This is a genomic window from Phenylobacterium sp. (assembly GCF_036563385.1).
In the GTDB taxonomy this organism is placed as follows: domain Bacteria; phylum Pseudomonadota; class Alphaproteobacteria; order Caulobacterales; family Caulobacteraceae; genus Phenylobacterium.
Window position 1 is genome coordinate 876,343 of record NZ_DATCML010000004.1, and the last position, 23,299, is coordinate 899,641.

Sequence of the window (23,299 nt, forward strand, 5' to 3'; positions counted from 1 at the left end):
GGCCGTTGCCTCATTGCTGAACAGCGTTCACCCTGCCGGAAACGGGGAGGAACGCGAAAGATGATCCGGCTTGCCCTTCTGGCCGCGGCGGCGCTTGCGGTGGCCGGCGCCGCCCAGGCCAAGACGCTCAAGGTGGCCGCTGGCGCTGACGCGCAAGAGCGCCTGCAGACCGCCCTGCTCGACGCCAAGCCGGGCGACGTCGTGGAGATCGCCGCCGGCCGCTTCGAGCTCGCCGACGGCCTGTCGCTCGACGTGGACGACGTGGTGGTGAAGGGCGCCGGCCCGGATCGAACCGTCCTGTCGTTCAAGGCGCAGGCCGGCGCCGGCGAGGGGCTGCTGATCACCTCCGACCGGGTGACGGTGCGCGACCTCGGCGTCGAGGACACCCGCGGCGACGGCATCAAGGCCAAGGGCGCCGACCAGATCAGCTTCATCAACCTGCGTGTCGAGTGGACCGGCGGGCCGAAGGAGACCAACGGCGCCTACGGGGTCTACCCCGTGAGCTCCACCAACGTGCTGATCGACAAGGTGGTGGTGAAGGGGGCCTCCGACGCCGGCATCTACGTCGGCCAGTCCAAGAACATCGTGGTCAAGCGAAGCCGCGCCGAGTTCAACGTGGCCGGGATCGAGATCGAGAACTCCTACAACGCCGACGTCTTCGACAATGTGGCGACCCGCAACACCGGCGGCATCCTGGTCTTCGACCTGCCGAACCTGCCGCAGATGGGCGGCCACTCGCACCGCATCTATCGCAACAAGATCGTCCGCAACGACACGCCCAACTTCGCACCGAAGGGCAACATCGTCGCCAACGTGCCGGTGGGCACGGGCGTCATGGTGATGGCCAACAAGAACGTGCACATCTTCGACAACGAGATCGACGGCAACCAGTCGACGGGCGTGACCCTGGTGAGCTTCACCCAGAAGTTCGACGACAAGACCTACAACCCGCTGCCGCGCGATGTGGTGGTGCGCAACAACCGCTTCGGCCGCAACGGCTTCGATCCGAAGTTCCCGGGCGCCGAGATCCTGGCCAAGGCCGCCGGCGGGACCATCCCGCCGGTGATGTGGGACGGGGTGACGGCGCATCCGCAGAACGCCGACGCGGTTCGGGTGCGGCTGGAGGATGGGCCGGTGCTGAACCTGCAGCTGGCCGGGCCGGGGCAGCTGATGACCGCCAAGCCAACGGTGACGCCGAAGGCCGGCGACGCGGCCATCGCCGAGCCGAAGCCGGTGGTGCTGCCGAAGCGACAGGCCGACCTTGCGACCTGACCGGCTCCTGGCGAGGCTGGCGGCGGCCGTCTGCGCCCTCGTCAGCGTCTCGGCCGCGCCGGCGCCCCAGGGGCCGGCCCTCGACGTCCTCCTGGCCGAGGCGCCCGCGCCGCGGCTCTCCGACTATCGGCTGTTCGCCGACGGAAGGCCGGACCCGTTGCTGACGCCCTATACGCTGAACACGCCCCTCTTCAGCGACTATGCCGGGAAGGACCGGTTCCTCTACCTGCCGCCCGGGACCAAGGCGCAGTACCGGGCGGACGGGGTCTTCGACTTCCCTGTGGGCGCGACGCTGGTGAAGACCTTCGCCTACCCCGCCGACCTGCGCCGGCCGACCGAGGATGTGCGCTGGATCGAGACCCGGCTGCTGATCCGCAAGGCGGGCGGCTGGACGGCGTTGGCCTATGTGTGGGACGCCGAGCGCAAGGACGCAGTCCTGAAGCGGGCGGGCGCCCGGGTCCCGGTGCGGTTCGTGGACGGCCAGGGCCGAGCGCGTGACCTGACCTACGCCGTGCCGAACCAGAACCAGTGCAAGGAGTGCCACCAGGTCGACAAGACGCTGGTCCCGGTGGGCCCCAAGGCGCGCAACCTGAACGGCGATTTCGCCTATGCGGACGGCCGCGAGAACCAGCTGGCGCGCTGGACGCGCATGGGCCTGCTGGCCGGCGCGCCGCCGCCGGCCCAAGCCCCCCGCACCGCTCGCTGGGACGACCCCGCCGAACCGCTGGAGGCCCGCGCCCGGGCGTATCTCGACGCCAACTGCGCCCACTGCCACGAGCCGCGGGCCATCGCGTCGAACTCCGGGCTCTACCTAAACCTGGAGGAGACCCGGCCGGCGCACCTGGGCGTGGGAAAGGGACCGGTGGCCGCGGGCCGGGGCTCGGGCGGCTTGGCGGTGTCCATCGAGCCCGGCCATCCCGAGCGCTCGATCCTGGTGCACCGGATGGCCTCTTCGGAGCCCGGGGTGATGATGCCGGAGCTGGGCCGCAGCCTGGTGCACGACGAGGGCGTGGCGCTGATACGGCAGTACGTGGCGGCGATGAAGCCCTAGTGGGCGGCCTGCGCCACCTCGACAGGCGGCGCGTAGCCCAGCTCGGCCAGCAGGGGCGCGTCGCGGCCATAGATGTCTTCGCGGCGGACGAGGCCGCCCGGCGCCGGCATAGCAGTGAAGTAGGTGATGTAGACCGGGATCGGGGTCTCGAGCTCCACCTGCTGTTCGATCGCCCCGCTGGCGGCGGTCGCCTCCGCGGTGTCGCCGAACAACTGGCCGGCCAGGGCCATGGCGTCCTCCAGGCGCACGCAGCCCGAACTGACGTAGCGGGCCTCCTCGCCGAACACCGCCTTGTTCGGGGTGTCGTGCAGGTAGATGCCGAGGGGATTGGGCAGCATCAGCTTGACCTTGCCCATCATGTTGCGCGGGCCGGGCTTCTGCCGGACCCGGACCTCGGTCTTCCCATCGTAGACCGCCTGCCAGTCGACCGTGGCCGGATCCAGTTCGGCGGCGCCCTCCTCGTAGCCGGCGTAGACCACCATGCCTTCCGCCTGCAGGTAGCCCAGGCCCTGGTCGAGCACGCTGCGGGCGACGGTGGTGCGGACAAGGTCCTCGGGGACGTTCCAGTAGGGGTTGAAGATGGCGTGCCTGACGAGGCCGGCCATCAGCGGGGTGGGCAGGCTGGGCTTGCCCACGGCCACCTTCATGGCGGCGCGGGGCTCGCCCTGCTCATAGAGCCAGAGCTGGCGCGCGGCGGCGTCCACCAGGATGAAGCGGTCGCCGAAGTCGGCGGGCAGGGCGCGGGCGCGCTCGAGGTTGGCGAGGATCAGGGCCTCGTCCGCCGGGTCGCCGCCGCGGGCCCGGTGGGCGACGAGAGCGCGGCGGAAGCCATCGTAGACGGGGTTCATCCGCAGGGCGGCGGAGAGGTCCGGCGCGTCGCCGCGGCCGGCGAGTTCGAGGATGGCGCGGGCGTCGGGAGGCTCCGCCTTCAGCCCCGGGTCGACAAAGGCCAGTCTGGCGGGGCCGCGCGCCTGGCGCAGGTCGCCGGCGAAACGGACCAGGGTGCGGGACAGCAGGAGGTCGGCCTCTGCGATCCGGGCCGGGTCGCCCGTGGCCGCCGCGTCCAGCGCCGCAGCCAGGTCTTCGGGGGCGTAGCCCTCGGGCCGCAGCCCGTCGGCGGCGGCGTCGCGGATCCGGTCAAGAAGATGGCCCGCCTCGGGCTTGAGCTGGCCGTCGAACCAGAGCGGCGCGTGGTCCCGGCGCGCGTAGAAGCCCGCGAGATCCGCCTCGGCGGACGTCGCGCCCAGCAGGCGGTAGCGGATCTCGGCGCGCAGCACGGTGTCGGCCGCCGCCGATCCGGACCAGGGGTCCGGCAGCAGCTGGGCCTGGGCCGGCGCGGCGGCGCCGGCGAAGCTGAGCGCCGCGAGACATGTGGCGGCGAGAAGCGCGCCCGGCTTGCGGCCGGGCGCGCCTGACGAACGGGCTATGGCTTAGCCCCGCTCGCCGGTGCGGGTGTCGGGCGCGGGCGTGCTGGTGGTCGCGCCCGTGGTCGCGCCGGTGTCGGCCGGCATGGTCGACGCGCTGTCGGACGTGGTGGCGGAGACGGAGCTGGCCGTGCCGGTGTCGGCCGCCATCTCGTCATTGTTGCTGGCGCAGGCGGTCAGCAGGCCCGCCGCGGCGACCGCGCAAACGATGAAGCGCATGTTCTTCTCCTCTGTCGTGAAAGCGACGCCGACTAATTTTCCGCGGCCGGGCTTGGTTCCAGGCGGCGGTGAAATGAGGCGGCGCATCCCGCAGAGGTGATGGGGCCTACTCCGTATACGGCGCGCGGGTGGTCATGGGCGCGTCGGGATCGGTCGGCGGCGGCGTGGCCGGCCGGACCAGCGGCTCGGCCGGAGCGGCGACCGGCGGCGGCACAGCCAGGGGCGCCGGCGGCTCCACCGCGGGCGGCGCGGACTCGGCGGCTGCGGCCGGCGGCGGCGGCTCTGCAGCCGCGGCCGGGCGGGACGGCCGCCGTGGGCCGGCGGCGGCCGTGCGGAACGGGGGCGGCGAGGTCGGCGCGGCCGCCGGCGCCTGGGCCTCGGCAGGTCCGCGGAGACCGGCGGGGGCGGCGTCGAGCGCGGCCGTATCGGGGCCCGGCTGCGGCTGCGGCGCGGCTGCGGCCGCGACCTCGGGCGGGACGGCGGCCGGCGGAGCCGGGCGCAGCAGGACGGCCGCGGTGGCGGCGAGGCCGAGCGCGCCCACGGCCAGGCTGGCGGCGAGCGGCAGGCGGGACCCGCGCTTGCGCGCGGCGGGGCGGCGAACGGGCGGGGCCGCCATGGCGATCGGCTCAGGCTCAGGCGCACGCGCGACGGGTGCGGGCGCGAGCTCGGGCGCGGGCTGCATCTCGGGCGCGGGCGGGCGGGCGGCCTCGGCGGCCGGCGGCGGCGCGGCCGCGGCCTCCGGCGCCGGAGGCTCGGCGACGGAAGGCAGGGGCGCCGGCGCTGGCGCGGGGCGGGCCTGCGGCAGGCCCATGGGCACGGCCGAACCCGAGAAGATCGAGGTGCTGCGCGTCGGCGCCGGCGGCGCGGCCGTGCGGGCAGGCTGAGGCTGAGGCTGAGGCTGCGGGCGCGGCGGCGGGGCGGCGGCCGCCTTGGGCAGGGGACCGACGCGGAACGGCTCCTGCGGCATGGCGGGCCAGGCGCTCGGCCGGGCGTAGGGATTGGACGGGCGGTCCCGTTCGGACATTCGCGAACTCTCCAGCGCTGCCGCCACCTTGCCAAGGAGTTCGGCGCTTGTGTGACGCCATGTGAAAAGGGCCGCCCCGACTGGGACGGCCCTGATCGTTTACGCTGACGCGCGGTCTCTTAGAAGATTTCGAAGAGGCCGGCCGCGCCCATGCCGCCGCCGACGCACATGGTGACGACGCCGTACTTCGCGCCGCGGCGCTTGCCTTCGTACAGCAGGTGGGCGGTGCAGCGGGCGCCGGTCATGCCGTAGGGGTGGCCGATGGAGATCGAGCCGCCCGACACGTTCAGCTTCTCGTTGGGGATGCCCAGCGTGTCACGGCAGTAGAGCACCTGCGAGGCGAAGGCCTCGTTCAGCTCCCAGATGTCGATGTCGTCGATGGTCAGGCCGTTGCGCTCGAGCAGCTTGGGGATCGCGAACACCGGGCCGATGCCCATCTCCTCCGGGCCGCAGCCGGCCACGGCCATGCCGCGGTAGGCGCCCAGCGCCTCGAGGCCACGGCGCTCGGCCTCCTTGCGCTCCATCAGCACCACAGCCGCGGCGCCGTCCGACAGCTGCGAGGCGTTGCCGGCGGTGATGAACTTGCCCTCGGGGACGTAGCGGCCGCCCTTGAAGACCGGGCTCAGCTTCTTCAAGTCATCGATGGTGGTCTGCGGGCGGTTGCCCTCGTCGGCGGAGATGGTGATCTCCTTGTCCGCCGTCTCGCCCGTCTCCTTGTTGACCAGCACCTTCATGACGGTGGTGACCGAGACGATCTCGTTGTCGAAGCGGCCTTCCGACTGGGCCTGGGCGGTGCGCTGCTGGGACTGCAGGGCGTACTCGTCCTGCGCCTCGCGGCTGACGTTGTAGCGGTCGGCGACGATCTCGGCGGTCTCGATCATCGAGGTCTGCAGCTCGGGGACGTGGTCGCGCAGCCAGGGGTCGCCCGCCATGAAGCGGTTGATCTTGTCGTTCTGCACCAGGCTGATCGACTCGATGCCCGCGCCGATGGCGATCGGGGCGCCGTCGTTGATGATGTACTTGGCCGCCGTGGCGACGCCCATCAGGCCCGAGCTGCACTGGCGGTCGATGGTCATGCCGGAGACGGTGTTCGGCAGGCCGGCGCGCAGCGCCGCCTGACGGGCGATATTGTTGCCCGTGGTGCCCTGCTGCAGGGCCGAGCCCATGGCGACGTCGTCGATCTCGCCGGGGTCGACGCCCGCCTGCTCGACGGCGGCGCGGATGGCGGCGGCGCCGAGCGTCGCGCCGTAGGTGTTGTTGAACGCGCCGCGGTAGGCCTTGCCGATGGGGGTCCGCTTGGCGGCGACGATGACGGCTTCACGCATGAGTGGGGTCCTGACGTAACGGTAGGTCGGGGTTGTGAAAAACGGCGGCCGCCCAAGGGGCGACCGCCGTCGAGGGGTGGGGATTAGGCCTGCTTGAAGTCCGAGAACTTCTTGCCGTCGGCCACGAGCTTTTCGAGCAGGGCGGACGGCTTGAAGTCGTCGCCCATGGAGCCCTGGAATTCCTTCATCTTGGCCAGCACCTTGTCCGCGCCGACCTGGTCTCCGTAGTACATGGGGCCGCCGCGGTAGACCGGCCAGCCGTAGCCGTTGACCCAGACCACGTCGATGTCGCTGGAGCGGATGGCCTTGCCCTCCTCCAGGATCTTCGCGCCCTCGTTGATCATCGGATAGACGCAGCGCTCGAGGATCTCCTCGTCGCTGACCTTGCGCGGGTTGCGGCCGGACTTGGTGATGAAGTCGTTGATGATCTTCTCGGTGACCGGCGACGGCTTGGCCGTGCGGTTCTCGTCATAGTCGTAGTAGCCGGCGCCGGTCTTCTGGCCGCGGCGGTCCATCTCGCAGAGCACGTCGCGGATGGTCTCGCCCTTGGAGTTCTCCTTCACCCAGCCGATGTCGAGGCCGGCCAGGTCGCTCATGGCGAACGGGCCCATGGGGAAGCCGAAGTCGTAGAGCACGCGGTCGATGTCCCAGGGCATGGCCCCTTCCATCACCAGCTTCTGAGCTTCGCGCTGGCGCTGGCTCAGCATGCGGTTGCCGATGAAGCCCGGGCAGACGCCGGCCAGGACGGCGATCTTACCGATCTGCTTGGACAGCTTCATGGACGTTGCGATCACGTCCTTGGCGGTCTTCTCGCCGCGGATCACCTCCAGCAGCTTCATGACGTTGGCCGGCGAGAAGAAGTGCAGGCCGATCACGTCCTGCGGCCGGCTGGTGGCCGAGGCGATCTCGTCGACGTTCAGGTAGCTGGTGTTGGTAGCTAGGATGGCGCCTGGCTTGGCGATCTTGTCGAGGGAGGCGAAGACCTCCTTCTTGATGTCCATGCGCTCGAAGACGGCCTCGATGATCAGGTCGCAGTCGGCGAGGTCCTCGCGGCTCAGCGAGCCGGTCAGCATCGACATCCGCTTCTCGGTCTGCTCGGGCACGGCGCCGCGCGAGCGCTCGTAGTTCTTGCGGATCGTCGTCAGGCCACGGTCGAGGGCGTCCTGCTTCAGCTCGACGATGGTCACCGGGATGCCGACGTTGGCGAAGTTCATGGCGATGCCGCCGCCCATGGTGCCGGCGCCCAGGACGCCGACCTTCTTGATCGGGCGGGTCGCGGTGTCGTCCGGCACGTCCGGGATCTTTTGGGCCTGGCGCTCGGCGAAGAAGTAGTAGCGCTGGGCGGCCGACTGCGGGCCCATCATCAGTTCGCCGAACAGCTTGCGCTCCTCGGCGATGCCTTCGTCGAAGCTCTTGGCGCTCACCGCGGCCTCGACGGCCTTGATGTTGTTCTCAGGGGCCATGAAGCCGCGGAACTTGCGGGCGTTGGCCTTGCGGAACTCGGCGAAAACCTCGGGCTTGCCGCGGGCTTCCTCGAGCTTGGCGTTGTTCTCGCGGACCTTCACGAGCGGCTTGCCTTCGGAGACGCAGCGCTGGGCGAAGGCGATCGCGCCCTCGCGCAGCTTGCCCTCGTCGACGATCTCGTCGACCAACCCCATCTCCAGGGCCTGCTTGGCCGGCACGTGCTGGCCGGAGGTGACCATCTCCAGCGCCTTTTGCACGCCGACGATACGGGGCAGGCGCTGGGTGCCGCCGGCGCCCGGCAGCAGGCCGATGTTGACCTCGGGCAGGCCCACCTTCGCGGAGGGCACGGCCACGCGGTAGTGGGCGCAGAGCGCCACTTCCAGGCCGCCGCCGAGGGCTGTGCCGTGGATCGCGGCCACGACCGGCTTCGGCGCGTTCTCGATGGTGGCCTGCACGTCCTGCAGGGAGGGGCCCTTCATCTGGCCCCCGAACTCGGTGATGTCGGCGCCGGCGATGAAGGTGCGGCCGTCGCAGATCAGCACGATGGCCTTGGCGTCGCTCTCGATGGCCTGCTTGAAGCCGAGGTCCAGGCCTTCACGGACGTTGGCCGAAAGGGCGTTCACCGGCGGCGAGTTCAGCGTCAGGACGGCGACATCGCCTTCCTGCGTGAGCGTGGTCACCGAATTGATCTCGGTCATACAGCGTCCCCTCGAAATGGCTTGGCTGGCCGCCCCTTGGCGTCGGCGGCCGTGGAATTCAAACGCTTGTTATAGGCCCCGGCCGGCCGTACCAAGTCAACCGGCGCCCTGGGCACAACCCAGGCAATCACGGGAGGGAAACCATGGCCTCGGACCTGTTCTCGCTGGAGGGCCGCGTGGCCCTGGTGACCGGCGGCTCGCGCGGTATCGGCAAGATGATCGCCAAGGGCTTCCTCGAGGCCGGCTGCCGCAAGGTCTACATCACCGCCCGCAAGGCCGCGGCCTGCGACGCCACGGCGGAGGAGCTCGGTCCCAACTGCGTCTCGATCCCGGTGGACATCTCCACGGTGGAAGGCTGCCGCATGCTGGCCGAACGTTACCTCAGCCATGAGGACCGGCTGGACATCCTGCTGAACAACGCCGGCGCGGCCTGGCTGGCGGAGTTCGACCAGTTCCCGGAGAGCGGCTGGGACAAGGTGATGAACCTGAACCTGAAGTCGCCCTTCTTCCTGACCCAGGCCCTGCACGAGACGCTGAAGAAGAGCGCGACCGCCGAGCGGCCGGCGAAGGTGATCAACATCACCTCAATCGACGGCATCCGGCTGAACCCGCAGGAGACCTACTCCTACCACGCCTCCAAGGCCGGCCTGATCTACCTCACCCGCCGGATGGCGGCGCGGCTGATCCAGGACAACATCGTCATGAGCTCCATCGCGCCGGGCGCCTTCGCCTCGGACATGAACATCGTGGCGCGCGACCAGAGCGAGGAAGTGGCCCGGCGCATCCCCTCGGGGCGCATCGGTCGCGACGAGGACATGCAGGGCGTGGCCATCTACCTGGCCAGCCGTGCGGGGGACTATGTGGTCGGCGAGACCATCGCGGTGGATGGCGGCGTCGCTCTGGCCACGCCTGGGCTGTAGCCTCCCTCCTTTCATGGTCCCGTGCGTTATGAGGGGCGGGGACGCCACGAAGACCGCCTGACTTGACCGACGCCGCCGCTCCCAAGCCTCGCCGAACGCTGCGCCTCGCGCTGGCGGCGCTTGTCCTCGTGCTGCTGGCGGCCCTGGTCCTGCTCTACGGCACGCGCCGGATCATCGCGCGCGAGGCGCTGACCGGCTGGCTGCAGGCGCGCGGCATCGCGTCCGAGGCGGAGATCCAGGGCCTCGGCCTGACCGGCGCCACGGCCAGGCTGCGCATTGGCGACCCTCGCAACCCCGAGTTCACGGCCGAGCGGGCCGAGGTCAGGTACGCGCTCCGCGGCTTCTCGCTCGAGGTCTCGTCCGTGCGCCTCGTGCGGCCGGTGCTGCGCGCCAGCCTGCGCGGCGGGAAGTTGAGCGCCGGCAGCCTCGACCCGCTGATCGAGGAGTTCCGCCGCCAGCCGCCGAAGCCGGACGCGCGCAAGCCGCGTATCGAGGTGGACGACGGGGTCCTGCTGCTGGCGACCGACTTCGGTCCGCTCCGGCTGATGGCCGACGCCCTGGTGAACGACGGCCGGCTGGTGCGGCTGGCCGGCGGAGCCGCCCCGGCGCGGCTGGCGGGCCGCGACTTCGCCCTCGAGACCGCGCAGGCGGCGCTGGACGTGAGCAGCCGGCAGGACCGCGCCTTTGTGCGCCTCGACGCCCCGGTGGCGGCGGGGCGGTTCGGCGACGCCGCGATCGCCGGAGCGCGGCTGCGGCTGACCGCGGAGACACCCTACCCTGACCTGGAGAAGAAGCGTGGCGAAGGCGGTGTGGTGCTCCGCCTGGACCTCACGGGGCGTGAGCTGCGGCTGCCGGGACAGAGCCTTTCCGACGCCCACCTGGCCGGGGTGTTCACCGGCGAAACCCGCGGCTGGATCCCGGATCTGGCCGTGCGCGGCGGGGCCACCGCCACCCTGCGGGCCAGCGGGGCGAGCCTGGCGGCGGGACGATCGGGCGCCCTTCGCGCCAGCCTGGCGGCGACCGACGTCGCCTGGACACGCCGCGGCGGGGACGCGGTGGCGGCCCGGTTGCGGCTGAGCGGATCGGCCGACGACCTCGCCGCGTCCGAGCTGAAGATGACCCGGCTTGCCGTCCGCGCCGAGGGGCCGGTCGCCTGGCGCGGCGGGCGGACCAGCCTGCGGCTGGCCGGCGGCGTCGAGGGGCAGGGCGGCTGGAGCGGCCTGGGCGCGCCCGTGGCCGAGGACTCCCGGGAGATCGCGGCGGTGAAGCGCGGCCTGCGCAACTTCCGGGTCTCGGCGCCGGGACTGCAGCTCGCCAGCGAGGGCGGACCGCCGAGCTTGCGCCTGACGCAGGCCGCGCGCCTGGTCCCGGCCACCGGCGGCGAAGTGAGGCTGAGCCCGCAGGGCGGCGGCTGGCGGCTGGCGGTGGCCGGCGGCGGCCTCCCCAAGGTGGACGCCGACGTCGCCCGCGTACGGCTGGCGAACGGCGGCGCGGTGGCCGAGGGTCGGGTGCGGGCCGCCCTGTCCCTGGGGCCGCTGGAGCGCGGGTCCTACGATGCGGCCGGCCGGCTGGAGATGGCCGGCGGGGCCGTGCGGTTCGTCGCCGCCCGCTGCGCGGTCGTCCGCGTCGCCCACGTGGAACTCGGCGAAAACGACGTGAAGGACGTGGCCGGTCGGTTCTGCCCGACCGCGGGCCAGCCCCTGCTCAGCCTGTCCGCCGGCGACTGGCGGATCGCCGGCCACGCCCAGGGCGCCTCGGCCGCCGCGCCGTTCCTGCAGGCCCAGGTCAGCGACGCCTCGGCGAGGGTGGTGATGGGGCTGGCTCGCGGCCGGTTGCACGCCACGGCCGCGATTTCAGGCGCCACCGTCACGGACGCGGCGCCCGCCACCCGCTTCCATCCCCTGCGGATGACGGGCCGCGCCATCCTGGCTCGCGACGTCTGGACCTCGGACCTGGCCTTCGCCACCCCGGCGGGCCAGCCGGTGGCCGCCGCGCGCCTGCGCCACGACGTCCCCGCCGTCCGCGGCGGCGTGGAGATCGACACCGGCGAGCTGGTGTTCGCCGAGGGCGCCCTGCAGCCGGTGCAGCTGTCGCCCTTGGCCGAGGCGGTGGGCTCGCCCGCCACGGGCCGCGCGCGCTTCACCGGCCGGTTCGGCTGGACGGCGGAGGGGGCCACCAGCGCCGGAACGCTGCAGATCCCCAGCCTCGACTTCGTCAGCCCGGCGGGCCGGGTGAGCGGCCTGTCCGGCCATGTGGTGTTCACCAGCCTCGCCCCGCTGATCGCTGCGCCCGGGCAGCAACTGAGCGTGGCGGCGGTGGATGGGCCGTTCCCGCTGGCGGGCGTCACCGCCACCTTCGGCCTCGAGAAGACCGGCCTGGTGATCTCCGGCGGCGAGGCGGCGGTGGGCGGCGGGCGGGTCACCATCGAAGCCGTTCGCGTGCCGCTGACCGCGGACCAGCCCGTGCAGGGCGTGCTGAACCTCGAGGGCGTGCAGCTGCACGACATCGTCGAGGCCTCGCCGTTCGGCGACAAGGTGGAGTTCGACGCCAAGGTCAGCGGGCGGATGCCCTTCGAGGTCAGCGGCCAGCGGGTGCGAATCCTCGGGGGCTCGCTGCGCGCGATCCAGCCGGGCCGCATCTCCATCCAGCGCACGGCGATCACCGGGGTCGCGGCCTCGACCGAGGTCGCTGCGCCGCCCGGCGTCCCGGCCGCGCCGGAGGCCTCCACCGACACCTTCACCGACTTCGCCTACCAGGCCATGGAGAACCTGGCCTTCGACACCCTGGAGGCCACCGTCGCCAGCCGCGAGGACGGGCGCCTCGGCGTCCTCTTCCACATCGTCGGCCGGCACGATCCGCCGCAGCACCAGGAGATCCGGCTGGGGATCGTCGACCTGATCCGCCGCAACTTCATGAACCGCAAGCTGCCGCTGCCGTCCGGCACGGGGGTGAACCTGACGCTGGACACCACCCTGAACCTGGACGATCTCCTGCGAGACTACGGCGAGTACCAGCGGCTGCGCAGTTCACCCCCGGTTCAGCCGTGACCCGTCAGAAGGAGGCCAAGCACTTGGAGACGACCGCATGATCGGAAAGACGCGATCGCTGGCCGCCGCCGCAGGGGCGCTGGCCCTCGCGGGCCTCGGCGCCGCCGCCTGCACGCCCACCGTGAAGGTGCAGGTCGAGCCCATCACCATCTACGCCAAGCTGGACGCCGACGTCCGCTTGCGTCTGGACGAGGAGGTCAAGGCCTTGATCCAGAAGAACCCGAACCTCTTCTGACGAAGGGGGATTGGAGAACCATGCAGGGACGTGAACTCATCGGGATCGGCGCGGCCGTCATGGCCGCCCTGGTCCTCCCCCAGGCCGCGGCGGCGCAGTCCGCCCAGGCGAAGGCGACCGTGGACCGGGCCAAGGCCGCGGGCGTGGTCGGCGAGCAGGCCGACGGCTTCCTCGGCTTCGTGACCGAGCCCGCCGACCCGGCGATCCGCCAGGCGGTCGCCGAGATCAACGCCGGCCGCGCCCAGGTCTACCGCGAGGCCGCCGAGCGCACCGGCACGACGCCGGCCGCCGCCGGCGCCTCGGCCTACACCCAGGTGGTGCAGGGCCGGCTCAAGCCGGGCGAGTACTACAAGCCCGTGGGCGGCGGCTGGACGCGCAAGTAGCGCCCAGCCCGCCTCCTCCGGCGTCGGCGATCAGCCGCTGACGCCGGTCACCCGGTGCAGGTCGTCGTCGGTCTCGGGCAGGCGGCCGTCCGGGGTGATCTGGTTCACCGCATCGGGCAGCTCCCGCGAGAGCTCGGAGAGCAGCTGCTCGCGGGGCAGGCCGGTCTGCTGCTGCAGGTCCTCCAGGGTGTCGTCGCCCAGCGCATCGGCCAGGGCCTGCGGCTGGATCGGCTCGTTATGGCCCGTGCCGACCCACGACTGGGCGTGCTGGCCATAGCCCTTCTGCTGCATCTGGCGGATGAGCCCGCCAAGCGCGCCCGCGCCGCCCAGGCCGCCCAGGATGGCGCCGAGCCCGCCGCCGCCCATGCCGCCGAGCATGCCGCCCAGGCCGCCGCCGGTGGCCTGCGTCTGGGGCATGCCGTGGCCCTGCTGGTTGGGGTCGAAGGTGCGCGGCTCCGCGTTCCGCGCCGCCTGCTGCCTGGCCGCCTTGACCAGCAGCGCCAGGATCACGCCTGCCGCCACGGTCTGGCCCATGCCGGGCCGGCGTCCGCCGCCCCCCATGGCTCCGCCGAGCATGCCGCCGAGGCCGCCGCCGCCGAGGCCACCACCGAAGCCGCCGCCACCGAAGCCGCCGCCGCCGAAGCCGCCGCCCCCCATGCTGCCACGCATCGCGCCGCCGAGGATCTGGTCGAGAAGAGCCATGCCAGTCGCCTTCCTTGTGAAACTGAGGGCGACCAACACCCGAGGGCTCGGGCGGGTTCGACCTTCAGCACAAACCGGCAGCTCAAAACGCAAAACGGGGTGGGGAGCGGCGACGGCTCCCCACCCCTTCTCGCAAGCGATCCGCCCGTCCTCCCCTCGACGACGGGCGGGCCGCTTACAGAGCCCGGTAGGCCGGCAGGGTCAGGAACTCCTCGAAGGAGTCCGACAGGCTCATGTCGGTGAAGATCTTCACGGCCTCGGCGAAGCGGCCGCCGTCGAAGGCGCCGGCCGGCAGGGTCTGGCGCAGCGCCGCCATCTCCTCGTCCAGCAGCTGGCGGAACAGCTCGGGGGTGACCTCGCGGCCGTCGCCGAGCGTCGCCTTGTGGCGGATCCACTGCCAGATCTGGGCGCGGCTGATCTCGGCGGTCGCGGCGTCTTCCATCAGGTTGTAGAGCGGCACCGCGCCCTTACCGCGCAGCCAGGCCTCGATGTACTGCACGCCGACGCGGATGTTCTCGCGCAGGCCGTGTTCCGTGCGCTCGCCGGCGTGGACCTGCAGCAGGTCCTCGCGGGTGACGGTGACGTCCTCGCGCAGCTTGCCGAGCTGGTTCGCCGTCGGCATCACCCGGTCGAACACCTCCATGGCCACCGGCACGAGGTCCGGGTGGGCGACCCAGGTGCCGTCGTGGCCGTTGCCCGCCTCGCGCTCCTTGTCAGCGCGGACCTTGGCGAAGGCGGCCTCGTTGGCGGCCGGGTCGCCCTTCACCGGGATCTGCGCCGCCATGCCGCCCATGGCGAAGGCGCCCCGGCGGTGGCAGGTCTGGATGAGCTTCAGCGAGTAGGCGTTGAGGAAGGCGCTGCCCATGGTCATGACCGACCGGTCGGGGGTAAGGGCGTCGGGCTGGGCCTTCAGGCGCTTGATGAACGAGAAGATGTAGTCCCAGCGGCCGCAGTTCAGGCCGGCCATGTGGTCGCGCAGTTCGTAGAGGATCTCGTCCATCTCAAAGGCGGCCGGCAGGGTCTCGATCAGGACCGTGGCCTTGATGGTCCCGTTGGGCACGCCCACGGCCTTCTGGGCGTAGACGAACACCTCGTTCCAGAGCCGGGCCTCGAGGTGGCTCTCCATCTTCGGCAGGTAGAAGTAGGGGCCGGTCCCCTGGGCCAGCGTGGCCTGGGCGTTGTGGAAGAAGTAGAGGCCGAAGTCGAAGAGCGAGCCGCTCATCTCCTCGCCGTCCACCAGGGCGTGGGCCTCGGGCAGGTGCCAGCCGCGCGGGCGAACGATCAGGGTGGCGACCTGCTCCTTGAGGGCGTAGCTCTTGCCTGTGGCGGCGTCGGTGAAGCCGAGCTTGCCGGCCCAGCGGTCCTTCAGGTTCACCTGGCCGTCCAGCATGTTCTGCCAGGTGGGCGAGGAGGCGTCCTCGAAGTCGGCCATGAACACGCGCGCGCCGGAGTTCAGCGCGTTGATGATCATCTTGCGGTCGACCGGGCCGGTGATCTCCACGCGCCGGTCCTGCAGGTCGGCGGGGATCGGAGCGACCTTCCAGTCGCCGTCGCGGACCGCCTTGGTCTCGGGCAGGAAGTCGGGCTTCAGGCCGCTGTCGAAGCGGGTCTGACGCTCTTCGCGGAGCGCCAGCAGTTCGAGGCGGCGGTCGTTGAAGCGGCGGTGCAGCTCGGCCAGGAACGCCAGGGCCTCGGGGGTCAGCACCTCGGCGGCGCGGCCTTCAACAGGGCCCGTCAACTGGACGGCGGGGCGGGCGGCGACATCGACGGACATGGGGGGCTCCAGAGAGGGGGCTGGGGGCCGGAAATCAGGCGCTCGGCCCCGGCGGGGCCTTCGCGAAAAACAACCCCCCGCCAAGGGTCACGGAGAGAAACGCGGCGGGGGGCTTTCAGAGGTCGAGGGGCGGCGGCCGGAGCCCGGCCGCCGCGATCTCGCTTAGACGTTGGCGAACTGGTTCATCGTGTTGTGGACGCCGCCGGCCTTCAGGGCCGCTTCGCCCGCGAAGTATTCCTTGTGGTCGTCGCCGATGTCCGAGCCGGACATGTTCTGGTGCTTCACCGCCGGCAGGCCCTTGCGGATCTCCTGCCGCTGGACGCCCAGGACGTAGCCCAGCATGCCCGCCTCGCCGAAGTACTCCTTGGCCAGGTTGTCCGTGGACAGGGCTGCGGTGTGGTAGGTCGGCAGGGTGATCAGGTGGTGGAAGATGCCGGCCCGCTTGGCGCCGTCCGCCTGGAAGCTGCGGATCCGCTGATCCGCCTCGATCCCGAGCGGGCTCTCGTCGTAATCGGCGCTCATGAGCTTGGCCTTGTCGTAGGCCGACACGTCCTTGCCTTCCTTCTCCCAGGCCTCGAAGACCTGCTCGCGGAACTTCAGGGTCCAGTTGAAGGACGGGCTGTTGTTGTAGGCGAGCTTGGCGTTCGGGAAGACCTCGCGGATGCGGTCGACCATGCCGGCGATCTGCTCCACGTGCGGCTTCTCGGTCTCGATCCACAGCAGGTCAGCGCCGTTCTGCAGCGAGGTGATGCAGTCGAGGACGCAGCGGTCCTCGCCGGTGCCGGCGCGGAACTGGAACAGGTTGGACGGCAGGCGCTTCGGGCGCAGCAGCTTGCCGTTGCGGGTGATCACCACGTCGCCATTGCCGACCTGGCTGACGTCGATCTCCTCGCAGTCGAGGAAGCTGTTGTACTGGTCGCCGAGGTCGCCCGGCTCCTTGGAGAAGGCGATCTGCTTGGTCAGGCCCGCGCCCAGGCTGTCGGTGCGGGCGACGATGACGCCGTTGTCGACGCCCATTTCCAGGAAGGCGTAGCGGACGGCGCGCAGCTTCTGAATGAAGTCCTCGTGCGGAACGGTGACCTTGCCGTCCTGGTGGCCGCACTGCTTCTCGTCGGAGACCTGGTTCTCGATCTGGATGGCGCAGGCGCCCGCCTCGATCATCTTCTTGGCCAGCAGGTAGGTGGCCTCCGCGTTGCCGAAGCCCGCGTCGATGTCGGCGATGATCGGGACCACGTGGGTCTCGAAGTTGTCGATCTTGTCCTGGATCTGCTGCTCCTTCGCCGCGTCGCCCGCCTTGCGGGCGGCGTCGAGGTCGCGGAACAGGCCGCCGAGCTCACGGGCGTCGGCCTGCTTCAGGAAGGTGTAGATCTCTTCGATCAGCGCCGGCACCGAGGTCTTCTCGTGCATCGACTGATCCGGCAGCGGGCCGAACTCCGAGCGCAGGGCGGCGATCATCCAGCCCGACAGGTAGATGTAGCGGCGCTTGGTGGAGCCGAAGTGGCGCTTCACCGCGATCATCTTCTGCTGGGCGACGAAGCCGTGCCAGCAGCCCAGCGACTGGGTGTACTGCGAAGGATCGGCGTCGTAGGCCGCCATGTCCTTGCGCATGATGTCGGCCGTGTACTTGGCGATCTCCAGACCGGTCTTGAACCGGTTCTGCAGGCGCATGCGGGCCACGGCCTCAGGATCGATCCCGTCCCACGCGCCGTTCTTCGACTGGACGAGCTGGCTCATCTCGATGATGTGGTCCTGGTACGCCATGTGCCTCTTCCGATTGACAGTGCCTGCTGTGACAAGCGTTCACGCCACTTAACGCTTGAAATCTAAGGGGCGAAGCGGAGCCGTTGGGTCAGAAGGCGTGCTTGTCACAGCCGATCCTTGTCGATCTTGTAAATCTGTGACAAACACACAGGCATGGCGCTGCCCTCCACCGACCGAAAGCTATTCCTGGGCGCGCGCATGAAGCGCCTTCGGCGGGAGCTTGGGCTGACCCAGACCCGGATGGCCGAGGACCTGGGCGTCTCGCCGAGCTACCTGAACCTCCTGGAGCGCAACCAGCGGCCGGTGACCGCCCAGGTGCTGCTGCGCCTGGCGGAGGCTTATGACCTCGACCTGAAGACCCTGTCGTCGGATCCCGAGAGCGCCAGCGCCACCGGCCTGAGCGAAGTCTTCTCGGACCAGATGTTCCGCGACCTCTCGGTCGCCCGGCACGAGATCGCCGAGGTGGCCGACAGCGCGCCCGGCGTGTCTGAAGCCATCGTGCGCCTCTACCGGGCCTACCTGGACCAGCGGCGCATGGCCGACCTGGGCGGCGTCGGCCGGCCCGAGGACGGCACTCTCGTTCAGCCGGTGGTCACCCCGTCCGACTGGGTGCGCGACTACATCCAGGCCCAGAAGAACTATTTCGCCGACCTGGAGGACGCCGCCGACGCCCTCTCAGGCGAGCTGAAGGCCGAAGCCCAGGACTTCCCCGGCGCGGCCCGCGAGCGGCTCTTCAAGCGCTTCGGCGTGCAGGTCCGCGTGGTGCCCGTGGAGGTGCTGCCGGAGAGCGTCCGGCGCTTCGACCACCACAGGAAGCGGCTGTTCCTCTCGGAGGTGCTGACCGGCGCCGGCCGCAACTTCAGCCTCGCCTACCAGCTCGCCCTGCTGGAGCACCGGGACCTGCTGGAGAGCCTCGCCGACCGCGCGGGCCCGCCGGACCGGCCGACCCGCAACCTGCTGAAGGTCAGCCTGGCCAACTATCTCGCCGCGGCGGTCCTGATGCCTTACGGCGCCTTCTCCGAGGCCGCCGAGCGCACCGGCTACGACATCGAGCTGGTGCGCGCCCGCTTCGGCGTCTCGTTCGAGCAGGCCTGCCACCGGCTGACCACGCTGGCGCGGCCCGGTCAGCGCGGCGTCCCCTTCTTCATGGTGCGGGTGGACAGCGCCGGGAACATTTCCAAGCGGTTCGCCGGCTCCGCCTTCCCCTTTTCGCGCTTCGGCGGCGCCTGCCCGCGCTGGAACATTCACTCCAGCTTCCGGACGCCCGGGCGGATCATCACCCAGATCATCGAGACGCCGGACGGCCAGCGCTACTTCACCATCGCCCGCACCGTGGCGCGCGTGGCCCGGCCCTTCGCCTCCGACGAGTCCGACCTCGCCATCGGCATGGGCTGCGAGCTCAAATATGCGGAACGGCTGGTCTATTCCCGCGGCCTGGACCTGCGCGATCCGGTCGCCACGGGCATCGGGCCGGCCTGCCGGATCTGCGAGCGGCCCGCCTGCCCGCAGCGCGCCGCCGAGCCGATCAGCCGGACGCTGACGGTCGACGACTTCACCAAGTCGATCACGCCCTACCCGTTCGCCTCGACCTGACGCTGCGTACCCCCTGGCGCGCCCGTGTTTCACGTGCGCAAAATAGCGGCCTAGCAGGGAGAGCCCATGGTTCAGCGTAGCGCGGCCCGCGCGACCGACCGTTTCGAACGCAAGCGCGAGGCGATCCTCGACGCGGCCACGGAGATCTTGAACCGCAAGGGTGTGAAGGGGCTGACGCTGGGCGTCGCGGCCGCAGCGGTCGACCTGTCGACCACCAGCGTCACCTACTACTTCAAGCGCAAGGACGACCTCGCCGCCGCCTGCCTGATGCGGGGCATCGAGGCCCTGCAGTGGATGATCGAGCAGGCGCTCACCGAGCCCACCCGCGAGGCGCGGCTCAAGAAGCTGCTGACCCTGCACCTGGACCGCCTGCACATGACGGCCGTGGGCGAGGCGCCGCCCCTGCCGGTCCTGTCGGACGTCCGCGCCCTGAACGAGCCCCGCCGCAGCGAGGTCCGCAAGGCCTATGGCCGGATGTGGCGCAAGCTGCGCGAGATCTTCGAGACCCCCGACCTCGAGTGGCTGACCCGCGGCCGGCGCTCGGCCCGCGCCCACATGCTGCTCGAGCAGCTGCTCTGGGCCCCCGGCTGGATCGGCAAGTACGACGCGGAGGACTACGGCCGCGTCCGCGACCGGATGTACGACATCCTGGTGAACGGCCTGGCGGGAGGAACCTCGGGCTGGGGCCCGACGCCGATCCCGGTTTCGGAGCTCGCCCCGCGCGACCGGCAGGAGATGAGCCGTGAGACCTTCCTGCTGGCGGCCACCCGGCTGATCAACTCGCGGGGCTACAAGGGCGCTTCGGTCGACAAGATCTCGGCCGAGCTCAACGTCACCAAGGGCAGCTTCTACCATCACAACGACGCCAAGGACGACCTGGTGGTCGCCTGCTTCGAGCGCACCTTCGAAGTGATGACCCGGGTCCAGCGGTTGGCCATGGCGCTGCCAGGCGACCAGTGGACGCGGCTCTCCAGCGCGGCGGCGGCGCTCGCCGAGTTCCAGCTCTCCGAGCACGGGCCGCTGCTGCGCATCGCCGCGCTCACCGCCCTTCCAGAACCCATCCGGCGCGAGATGGTGCAGCACTCGAACCGGGTTTCGGACCGCTTCGCCTCGATGATCTCGGACGGGATCGCCGAGGGCTCGGTCCGGCCGGTGGACCCGTTCATCGCCGCCCAGATGCTGAACGCCACCCTGAACGCCGGCGCGGAGCTGGGCTACTGGGTGCCGGGCGTCAGCCAGAAGGCGGCGCCGGCCGTGTTCGCCCGGCCCCTGCTGATGGGGATCTTCGGCAAATAGGGTCCGCCGTCGCGCCGGCGCGCCTGCTGTGCCTAGGTGAGTTTGGCGCTGGAGGCGGCCGGCTCCCCCACCTCTGCGAGCTCGGTGGCGGCGGCAAGTTTCGCCAGGGATTCCTCGTGGCTGCGCCGGCTGATCCGATACCCGGCCAGGAAGGTCAGGGCGATCACGTACAGCGCCGCCATGACCGGCACGTAGATCGTCCCGAGTCTGTGCAGGATCTCCTGCGGGACGGCGCCGGGCTGGGCCCCCTGCGGGAACTTGGCCAGCCCGAGCAGCAGGCCGGCGGCGAAGATGCCGATGCCGCTCACCGCCTTCTGCACGAAGGCTGCGGCCGCGAAGAACAGGCCCTCCTGGCGGCGCCCGGTGCGCAGCTCGGAATCCTCCACCACGTCGGCAATCATCGAGTTCATCAGGATGGCGCCGGCCGTTCCCAGGGCGGTGGAGAGGATGTTCTGCACGAAGATCAGCGGGTAGAGGGCCGGCCAGTCGTTGCCCGGCAGCACCCCCAGCAGCCGCAGGGTGATCGGCGTGCCGCCGACCAGCAGGGAGGCGATGATCAGGGCGATGGCCGAGGGCCGCTTGTTGAAGCGCCGCGACACGGCGGGCGCCAGGATCGCCGCCAGGACGGCCGCGATCAGGCTCGAGAATGCGAAGAAGCCGATCTGCCTGGCGGAGAACTCCCAGAAGTAGGTCGACATGTAGGTGGCGATCGAGAAGATCAGCCCCACCGCCATGGAGAAGAACAGGTAGGCGCCGAGCAGGGCCAGGAACGAACGGTTGGCCAGGGTGCCGAACATCTCGCGGACCAGCTGGCCGAGGGTGAGCTCCCGGTGGGGCGCGCTGTGCAGGCGCGGGATCTCGCGGTGCGTGCCCAGGGAGGAGACCAGGATGGCCGCCGCCATGATGGCGGCCGCGACCATGCCATAGGTGTGGTAGCCGTCCGGATTGAGCTGGCCCACCGGGTGCTCAGGGGTCGGGCGCAGGAAGACGGTCCAGGCCGCGAAATAGATGACGAGGCCGCCGATCCAGGAGAACAGCATCCGCCAGCTGAGCAGGCGCGTGCGTTCGTCGTAGTCGGCGGTCAGCTCCGCGGCCAGCGCCTGGGACGGGATCTCGTAGCAGGTGATGAAGCTGCGGATGAGGATCGCCGTGACGATCAGATAGAGGAAGAGCGCGTCGTGGCCCCAGCCCGCCGGCGGGTTCCAGATCAGCAGGTAGCTCACCGCCACCGGAAGCGCCGCGGCGTACATGAACGGGTGCCGCCGCCCCCAGCGTGAGCGCCAGTTGTCGGAGACCTGGCCGACGATCGGGTCGATGAAGGCGTCGACCACCAGCGCGATCATGATCGCCAGCCCGACGGTCTGGGCCGGCAGCCCCATGACCTGGTTGTAGAAGATCAGCAGGAAGTAGTTGAAGCCGTTGTCCTTCACGCCGAAGGCCACGGTCCCCGAGCCGTAGAACAGCTGCGTCGGCAGGCTCAGGCGCCGTGCGATCGGCTTCGTCACCCTACGCCCCTCCTCCGCCGAGCCGTTCGGCTTCCTGCGGCTCACGGTGGGCGCGGCGGGCGGGACCGTCAATTTGCCGTGGGGTCAAGGCTTCACCGGCAAGGGGGCGTCCGGCGTCGCGGCGGGCGAGTCCGGCGCGTCGGCCGGCAGCGCCTCGGCGGCGCGCATGGCGTCCAGCTTGCGCAGGTTCTCCTCGTGGCGATGCCGGCCGATGTTGTAGGCCAGGAGGCACAGGATCGCCGTGCCGTAGAGCACGAGGAGCGTCGGGATATAGGCGAGCCCCAGGCTGCGCAGAGTCTCCGGCGCCACCTGCGTGCGTTCCGCCTTCTCCGGGAAATCGATGAAGGTCAGGACGCCCGTGGCGATGAACACGCCCAGGCCGGAGATCGCCTTGCGGAACAGGTTCTGCGCCGACATCAGCAGGCCTTCGGAGCGGCGGCCGGTCTTCACCTCCGCGTCCTCCACCACGTCGGCCAGGATGGCGAACAGCAGCACCCCGGTGGCGGCCGCCAGTGTCGCATTGATGATCTCCTCGCCGTAGAGCAGGGCCAGCAGCTCGGGCGTGCCGTTGGCCGGGGCGAGGCCGAGCAGGCGCAGCGACACCGGCGTGACGTGCACCAGCACGGCGGAGCCGAACACCGCGATGACACCCCACTTCTTGCCCATGGTGCGGCCGACCACCGGGGCCAGGAAGACGCCGAGGAAGCCGCCGATCACGCTGGTGGTGGCCAGCGTGGCGAGCTGGCCTTGGGTCAGCTGCCAGAAGTAGAGGCCGAAGTAGATCTCGAGGCCGTTGCGGGCGCCGACCGCCACCGCGATCAGCAGGGCGGCCACCGTCGAGACGATGAAGGCCCGGTTGTTGAGGGTGGCGCCCATCTCCCGGAGCATGGCGCCGATGGTGATCCGCCGTACCGGCGCCTGGTGGAGGTGCGGCACGCAGCGCAGGGTGCCAAGGGTCGAGATCAGGATGGTCGCCAGGATGATCAGGGCGCCGGTCGCCGAGTAGGCCAGGTATCCGTCGCGGGCCAGCACGCCGCCGGTGCCGTCCGGCCGCTCCCTGAGGAACACCTGGTAGGCCAGCACGGTCATGCCGAGGCCTCCGGCCACCATGAAGAAGTGGCGCATGGAGAGCAGGTTGGTGCGCTCGTCGTAGCCGCGGGCCAGCTCGGGCGCGAGCGCCTGGTGCGGCAGTTCGAAGAAGGTGTCGAACACCCGCACGGCGATCACGCAGACCGCCAGGTAGACCGCCAGCGCCCCTTCGTCCCAGCCGGAGGGCGGGTTCCAAAGGGCGAAGAAGGCCACCGCATAGGGCAGGGCCGAGGCCAGCATGAACGGGTGCCGTCGGCCCCAGCGTGAGCGGAAGTTGTCGGAGATCTGGCCGACGATCGGGTCCAGCACCGCGTCCACCACCAGGGCGATCATCAGGATGGCGCCGACGGTCTTCGGCGAGAGCCCGACCACCTGGTTGTAGAAGATCACCAGGAAGGTCGAGAGCGCGCGGACCTTCAGGTTGGTGGCGGCTGCGCCGACGGCGTAGGTGAGCTTGGTCCCCAGGCCAAGCCGCCGCCCTTCCGCGGCGCTCGCGGTTGCGGTCATCGGTTTCCTC

The 23,299-nt window shown here is 70.8% G+C and carries 18 protein-coding genes; 8 read left to right on the plus strand and 10 right to left on the minus strand.

Going from position 1 to position 23,299, the window contains the following annotated elements:
• Window positions 1-60: 60 nt before the first annotated feature.
• A complete protein-coding gene (locus tag VIL67_RS05195) occupies window positions 61-1,272 on the plus strand; it encodes a parallel beta-helix domain-containing protein (RefSeq protein ID WP_332047773.1) in 1,212 nt (403 codons plus the stop codon).
• On the plus strand, window positions 1,262-2,323 hold the full coding sequence (locus VIL67_RS05200; protein ID WP_332047774.1) for an SO2930 family diheme c-type cytochrome: 1,062 nt from the start codon (window positions 1,262-1,264) through the stop codon (window positions 2,321-2,323). The genes VIL67_RS05195 and VIL67_RS05200 overlap by 11 nt, the downstream gene beginning before the upstream one ends.
• Here VIL67_RS05200 and VIL67_RS05205 read toward each other — a convergent pair.
• The 5 genes from VIL67_RS05205 to VIL67_RS05225 all read right to left on the minus strand — a co-directional run bounded on the left by VIL67_RS05205 (window position 2,320) and on the right by VIL67_RS05225 (window position 8,477).
• On the minus strand, window positions 2,320-3,600 hold the full coding sequence (locus tag VIL67_RS05205) for a L,D-transpeptidase scaffold domain-containing protein (RefSeq protein ID WP_332047775.1): 1,281 nt from the start codon (window positions 3,598-3,600) through the stop codon (window positions 2,320-2,322). The two genes, VIL67_RS05200 and VIL67_RS05205, sit on opposite strands and share 4 nt — an antisense overlap.
• Window positions 3,601-3,753: 153 nt before the next feature.
• A complete protein-coding gene (locus tag VIL67_RS05210) occupies window positions 3,754-3,966 on the minus strand; it encodes a hypothetical protein (RefSeq protein WP_332047776.1) in 213 nt (70 codons plus the stop codon).
• A 106-nt stretch (window positions 3,967-4,072) separates the two neighbouring features.
• Window positions 4,073-4,990, minus strand: a complete 918-nt coding sequence (locus VIL67_RS05215; RefSeq protein ID WP_332047777.1) for a hypothetical protein — start codon at window positions 4,988-4,990, stop codon at window positions 4,073-4,075.
• Between the two features lie 119 nt (window positions 4,991-5,109).
• Window positions 5,110-6,315, minus strand: a complete 1,206-nt coding sequence (locus VIL67_RS05220) for an acetyl-CoA C-acyltransferase (protein WP_332047778.1) — start codon at window positions 6,313-6,315, stop codon at window positions 5,110-5,112.
• A gap of 83 nt (window positions 6,316-6,398) precedes the next feature.
• The gene (locus tag VIL67_RS05225) at window positions 6,399-8,477 is read right to left on the minus strand and encodes a 3-hydroxyacyl-CoA dehydrogenase NAD-binding domain-containing protein (RefSeq protein ID WP_332047779.1); all 2,079 of its coding nucleotides are present in this window, start codon (window positions 8,475-8,477) and stop codon (window positions 6,399-6,401) included.
• Window positions 8,478-8,620: 143 nt separating this feature from the next.
• Here VIL67_RS05225 and VIL67_RS05230 point away from each other — a divergent pair, with 143 nt between their 5' ends.
• The 4 genes from VIL67_RS05230 (at window position 8,621) to VIL67_RS05245 (ending at window position 13,062) form a co-directional block, all read left to right on the plus strand.
• Window positions 8,621-9,397, plus strand: coding sequence for an SDR family oxidoreductase (locus VIL67_RS05230; RefSeq protein WP_332047780.1), 777 nt, complete (start codon window positions 8,621-8,623; stop codon window positions 9,395-9,397).
• A gap of 62 nt (window positions 9,398-9,459) precedes the next feature.
• Complete coding sequence (locus tag VIL67_RS05235; protein ID WP_332047781.1) at window positions 9,460-12,444, plus strand: intermembrane phospholipid transport protein YdbH family protein; 2,985 nt, start codon at window positions 9,460-9,462, stop codon at window positions 12,442-12,444.
• 37 nt (window positions 12,445-12,481) lie between these two features.
• The gene (locus tag VIL67_RS05240; RefSeq protein ID WP_332047782.1) at window positions 12,482-12,679 is read left to right on the plus strand and encodes a YnbE family lipoprotein; all 198 of its coding nucleotides are present in this window, start codon (window positions 12,482-12,484) and stop codon (window positions 12,677-12,679) included.
• Between the two features lie 20 nt (window positions 12,680-12,699).
• Window positions 12,700-13,062, plus strand: coding sequence for a YdbL family probable chaperone protein (locus VIL67_RS05245; protein WP_332047783.1), 363 nt, complete (start codon window positions 12,700-12,702; stop codon window positions 13,060-13,062).
• Between the two features lie 30 nt (window positions 13,063-13,092).
• Here the strand turns inward: VIL67_RS05245 and VIL67_RS05250 are convergent, their stop codons facing one another.
• From VIL67_RS05250 to VIL67_RS05260, 3 genes are all read right to left on the minus strand, one after another.
• A complete protein-coding gene (locus VIL67_RS05250; protein ID WP_332047784.1) occupies window positions 13,093-13,764 on the minus strand; it encodes a YidB family protein in 672 nt (223 codons plus the stop codon).
• 175 nt (window positions 13,765-13,939) lie between these two features.
• Window positions 13,940-15,538, minus strand: a complete 1,599-nt coding sequence (gene aceB, locus VIL67_RS05255) for a malate synthase A (protein WP_332047785.1) — start codon at window positions 15,536-15,538, stop codon at window positions 13,940-13,942.
• A 162-nt stretch (window positions 15,539-15,700) separates the two neighbouring features.
• A complete protein-coding gene (locus VIL67_RS05260) occupies window positions 15,701-17,299 on the minus strand; it encodes an isocitrate lyase (RefSeq protein ID WP_332047786.1) in 1,599 nt (532 codons plus the stop codon).
• Window positions 17,300-17,497: 198 nt separating this feature from the next.
• Here VIL67_RS05260 and VIL67_RS05265 point away from each other — a divergent pair, with 198 nt between their 5' ends.
• Together VIL67_RS05265 and VIL67_RS05270 are read left to right on the plus strand one after the other, a co-directional pair.
• Window positions 17,498-18,892: a helix-turn-helix domain-containing protein gene (locus VIL67_RS05265; protein WP_332047787.1), complete on the plus strand. Its 1,395-nt coding sequence runs from the start codon at window positions 17,498-17,500 to the stop codon at window positions 18,890-18,892.
• Between the two features lie 66 nt (window positions 18,893-18,958).
• Window positions 18,959-20,188 (plus strand): TetR/AcrR family transcriptional regulator, encoded by a 1,230-nt coding sequence (locus VIL67_RS05270; RefSeq protein ID WP_332047788.1) that lies wholly within the window; start codon window positions 18,959-18,961, stop codon window positions 20,186-20,188.
• A gap of 32 nt (window positions 20,189-20,220) precedes the next feature.
• Here the strand turns inward: VIL67_RS05270 and VIL67_RS05275 are convergent, their stop codons facing one another.
• Both VIL67_RS05275 and VIL67_RS05280 read right to left on the minus strand, forming a co-directional pair.
• On the minus strand, window positions 20,221-21,693 hold the full coding sequence (locus VIL67_RS05275; protein WP_332047789.1) for an MFS transporter: 1,473 nt from the start codon (window positions 21,691-21,693) through the stop codon (window positions 20,221-20,223).
• A gap of 84 nt (window positions 21,694-21,777) precedes the next feature.
• Complete coding sequence (locus VIL67_RS05280; protein WP_332047790.1) at window positions 21,778-23,289, minus strand: MFS transporter; 1,512 nt, start codon at window positions 23,287-23,289, stop codon at window positions 21,778-21,780.
• Window positions 23,290-23,299: the final 10 nt, after the last annotated feature.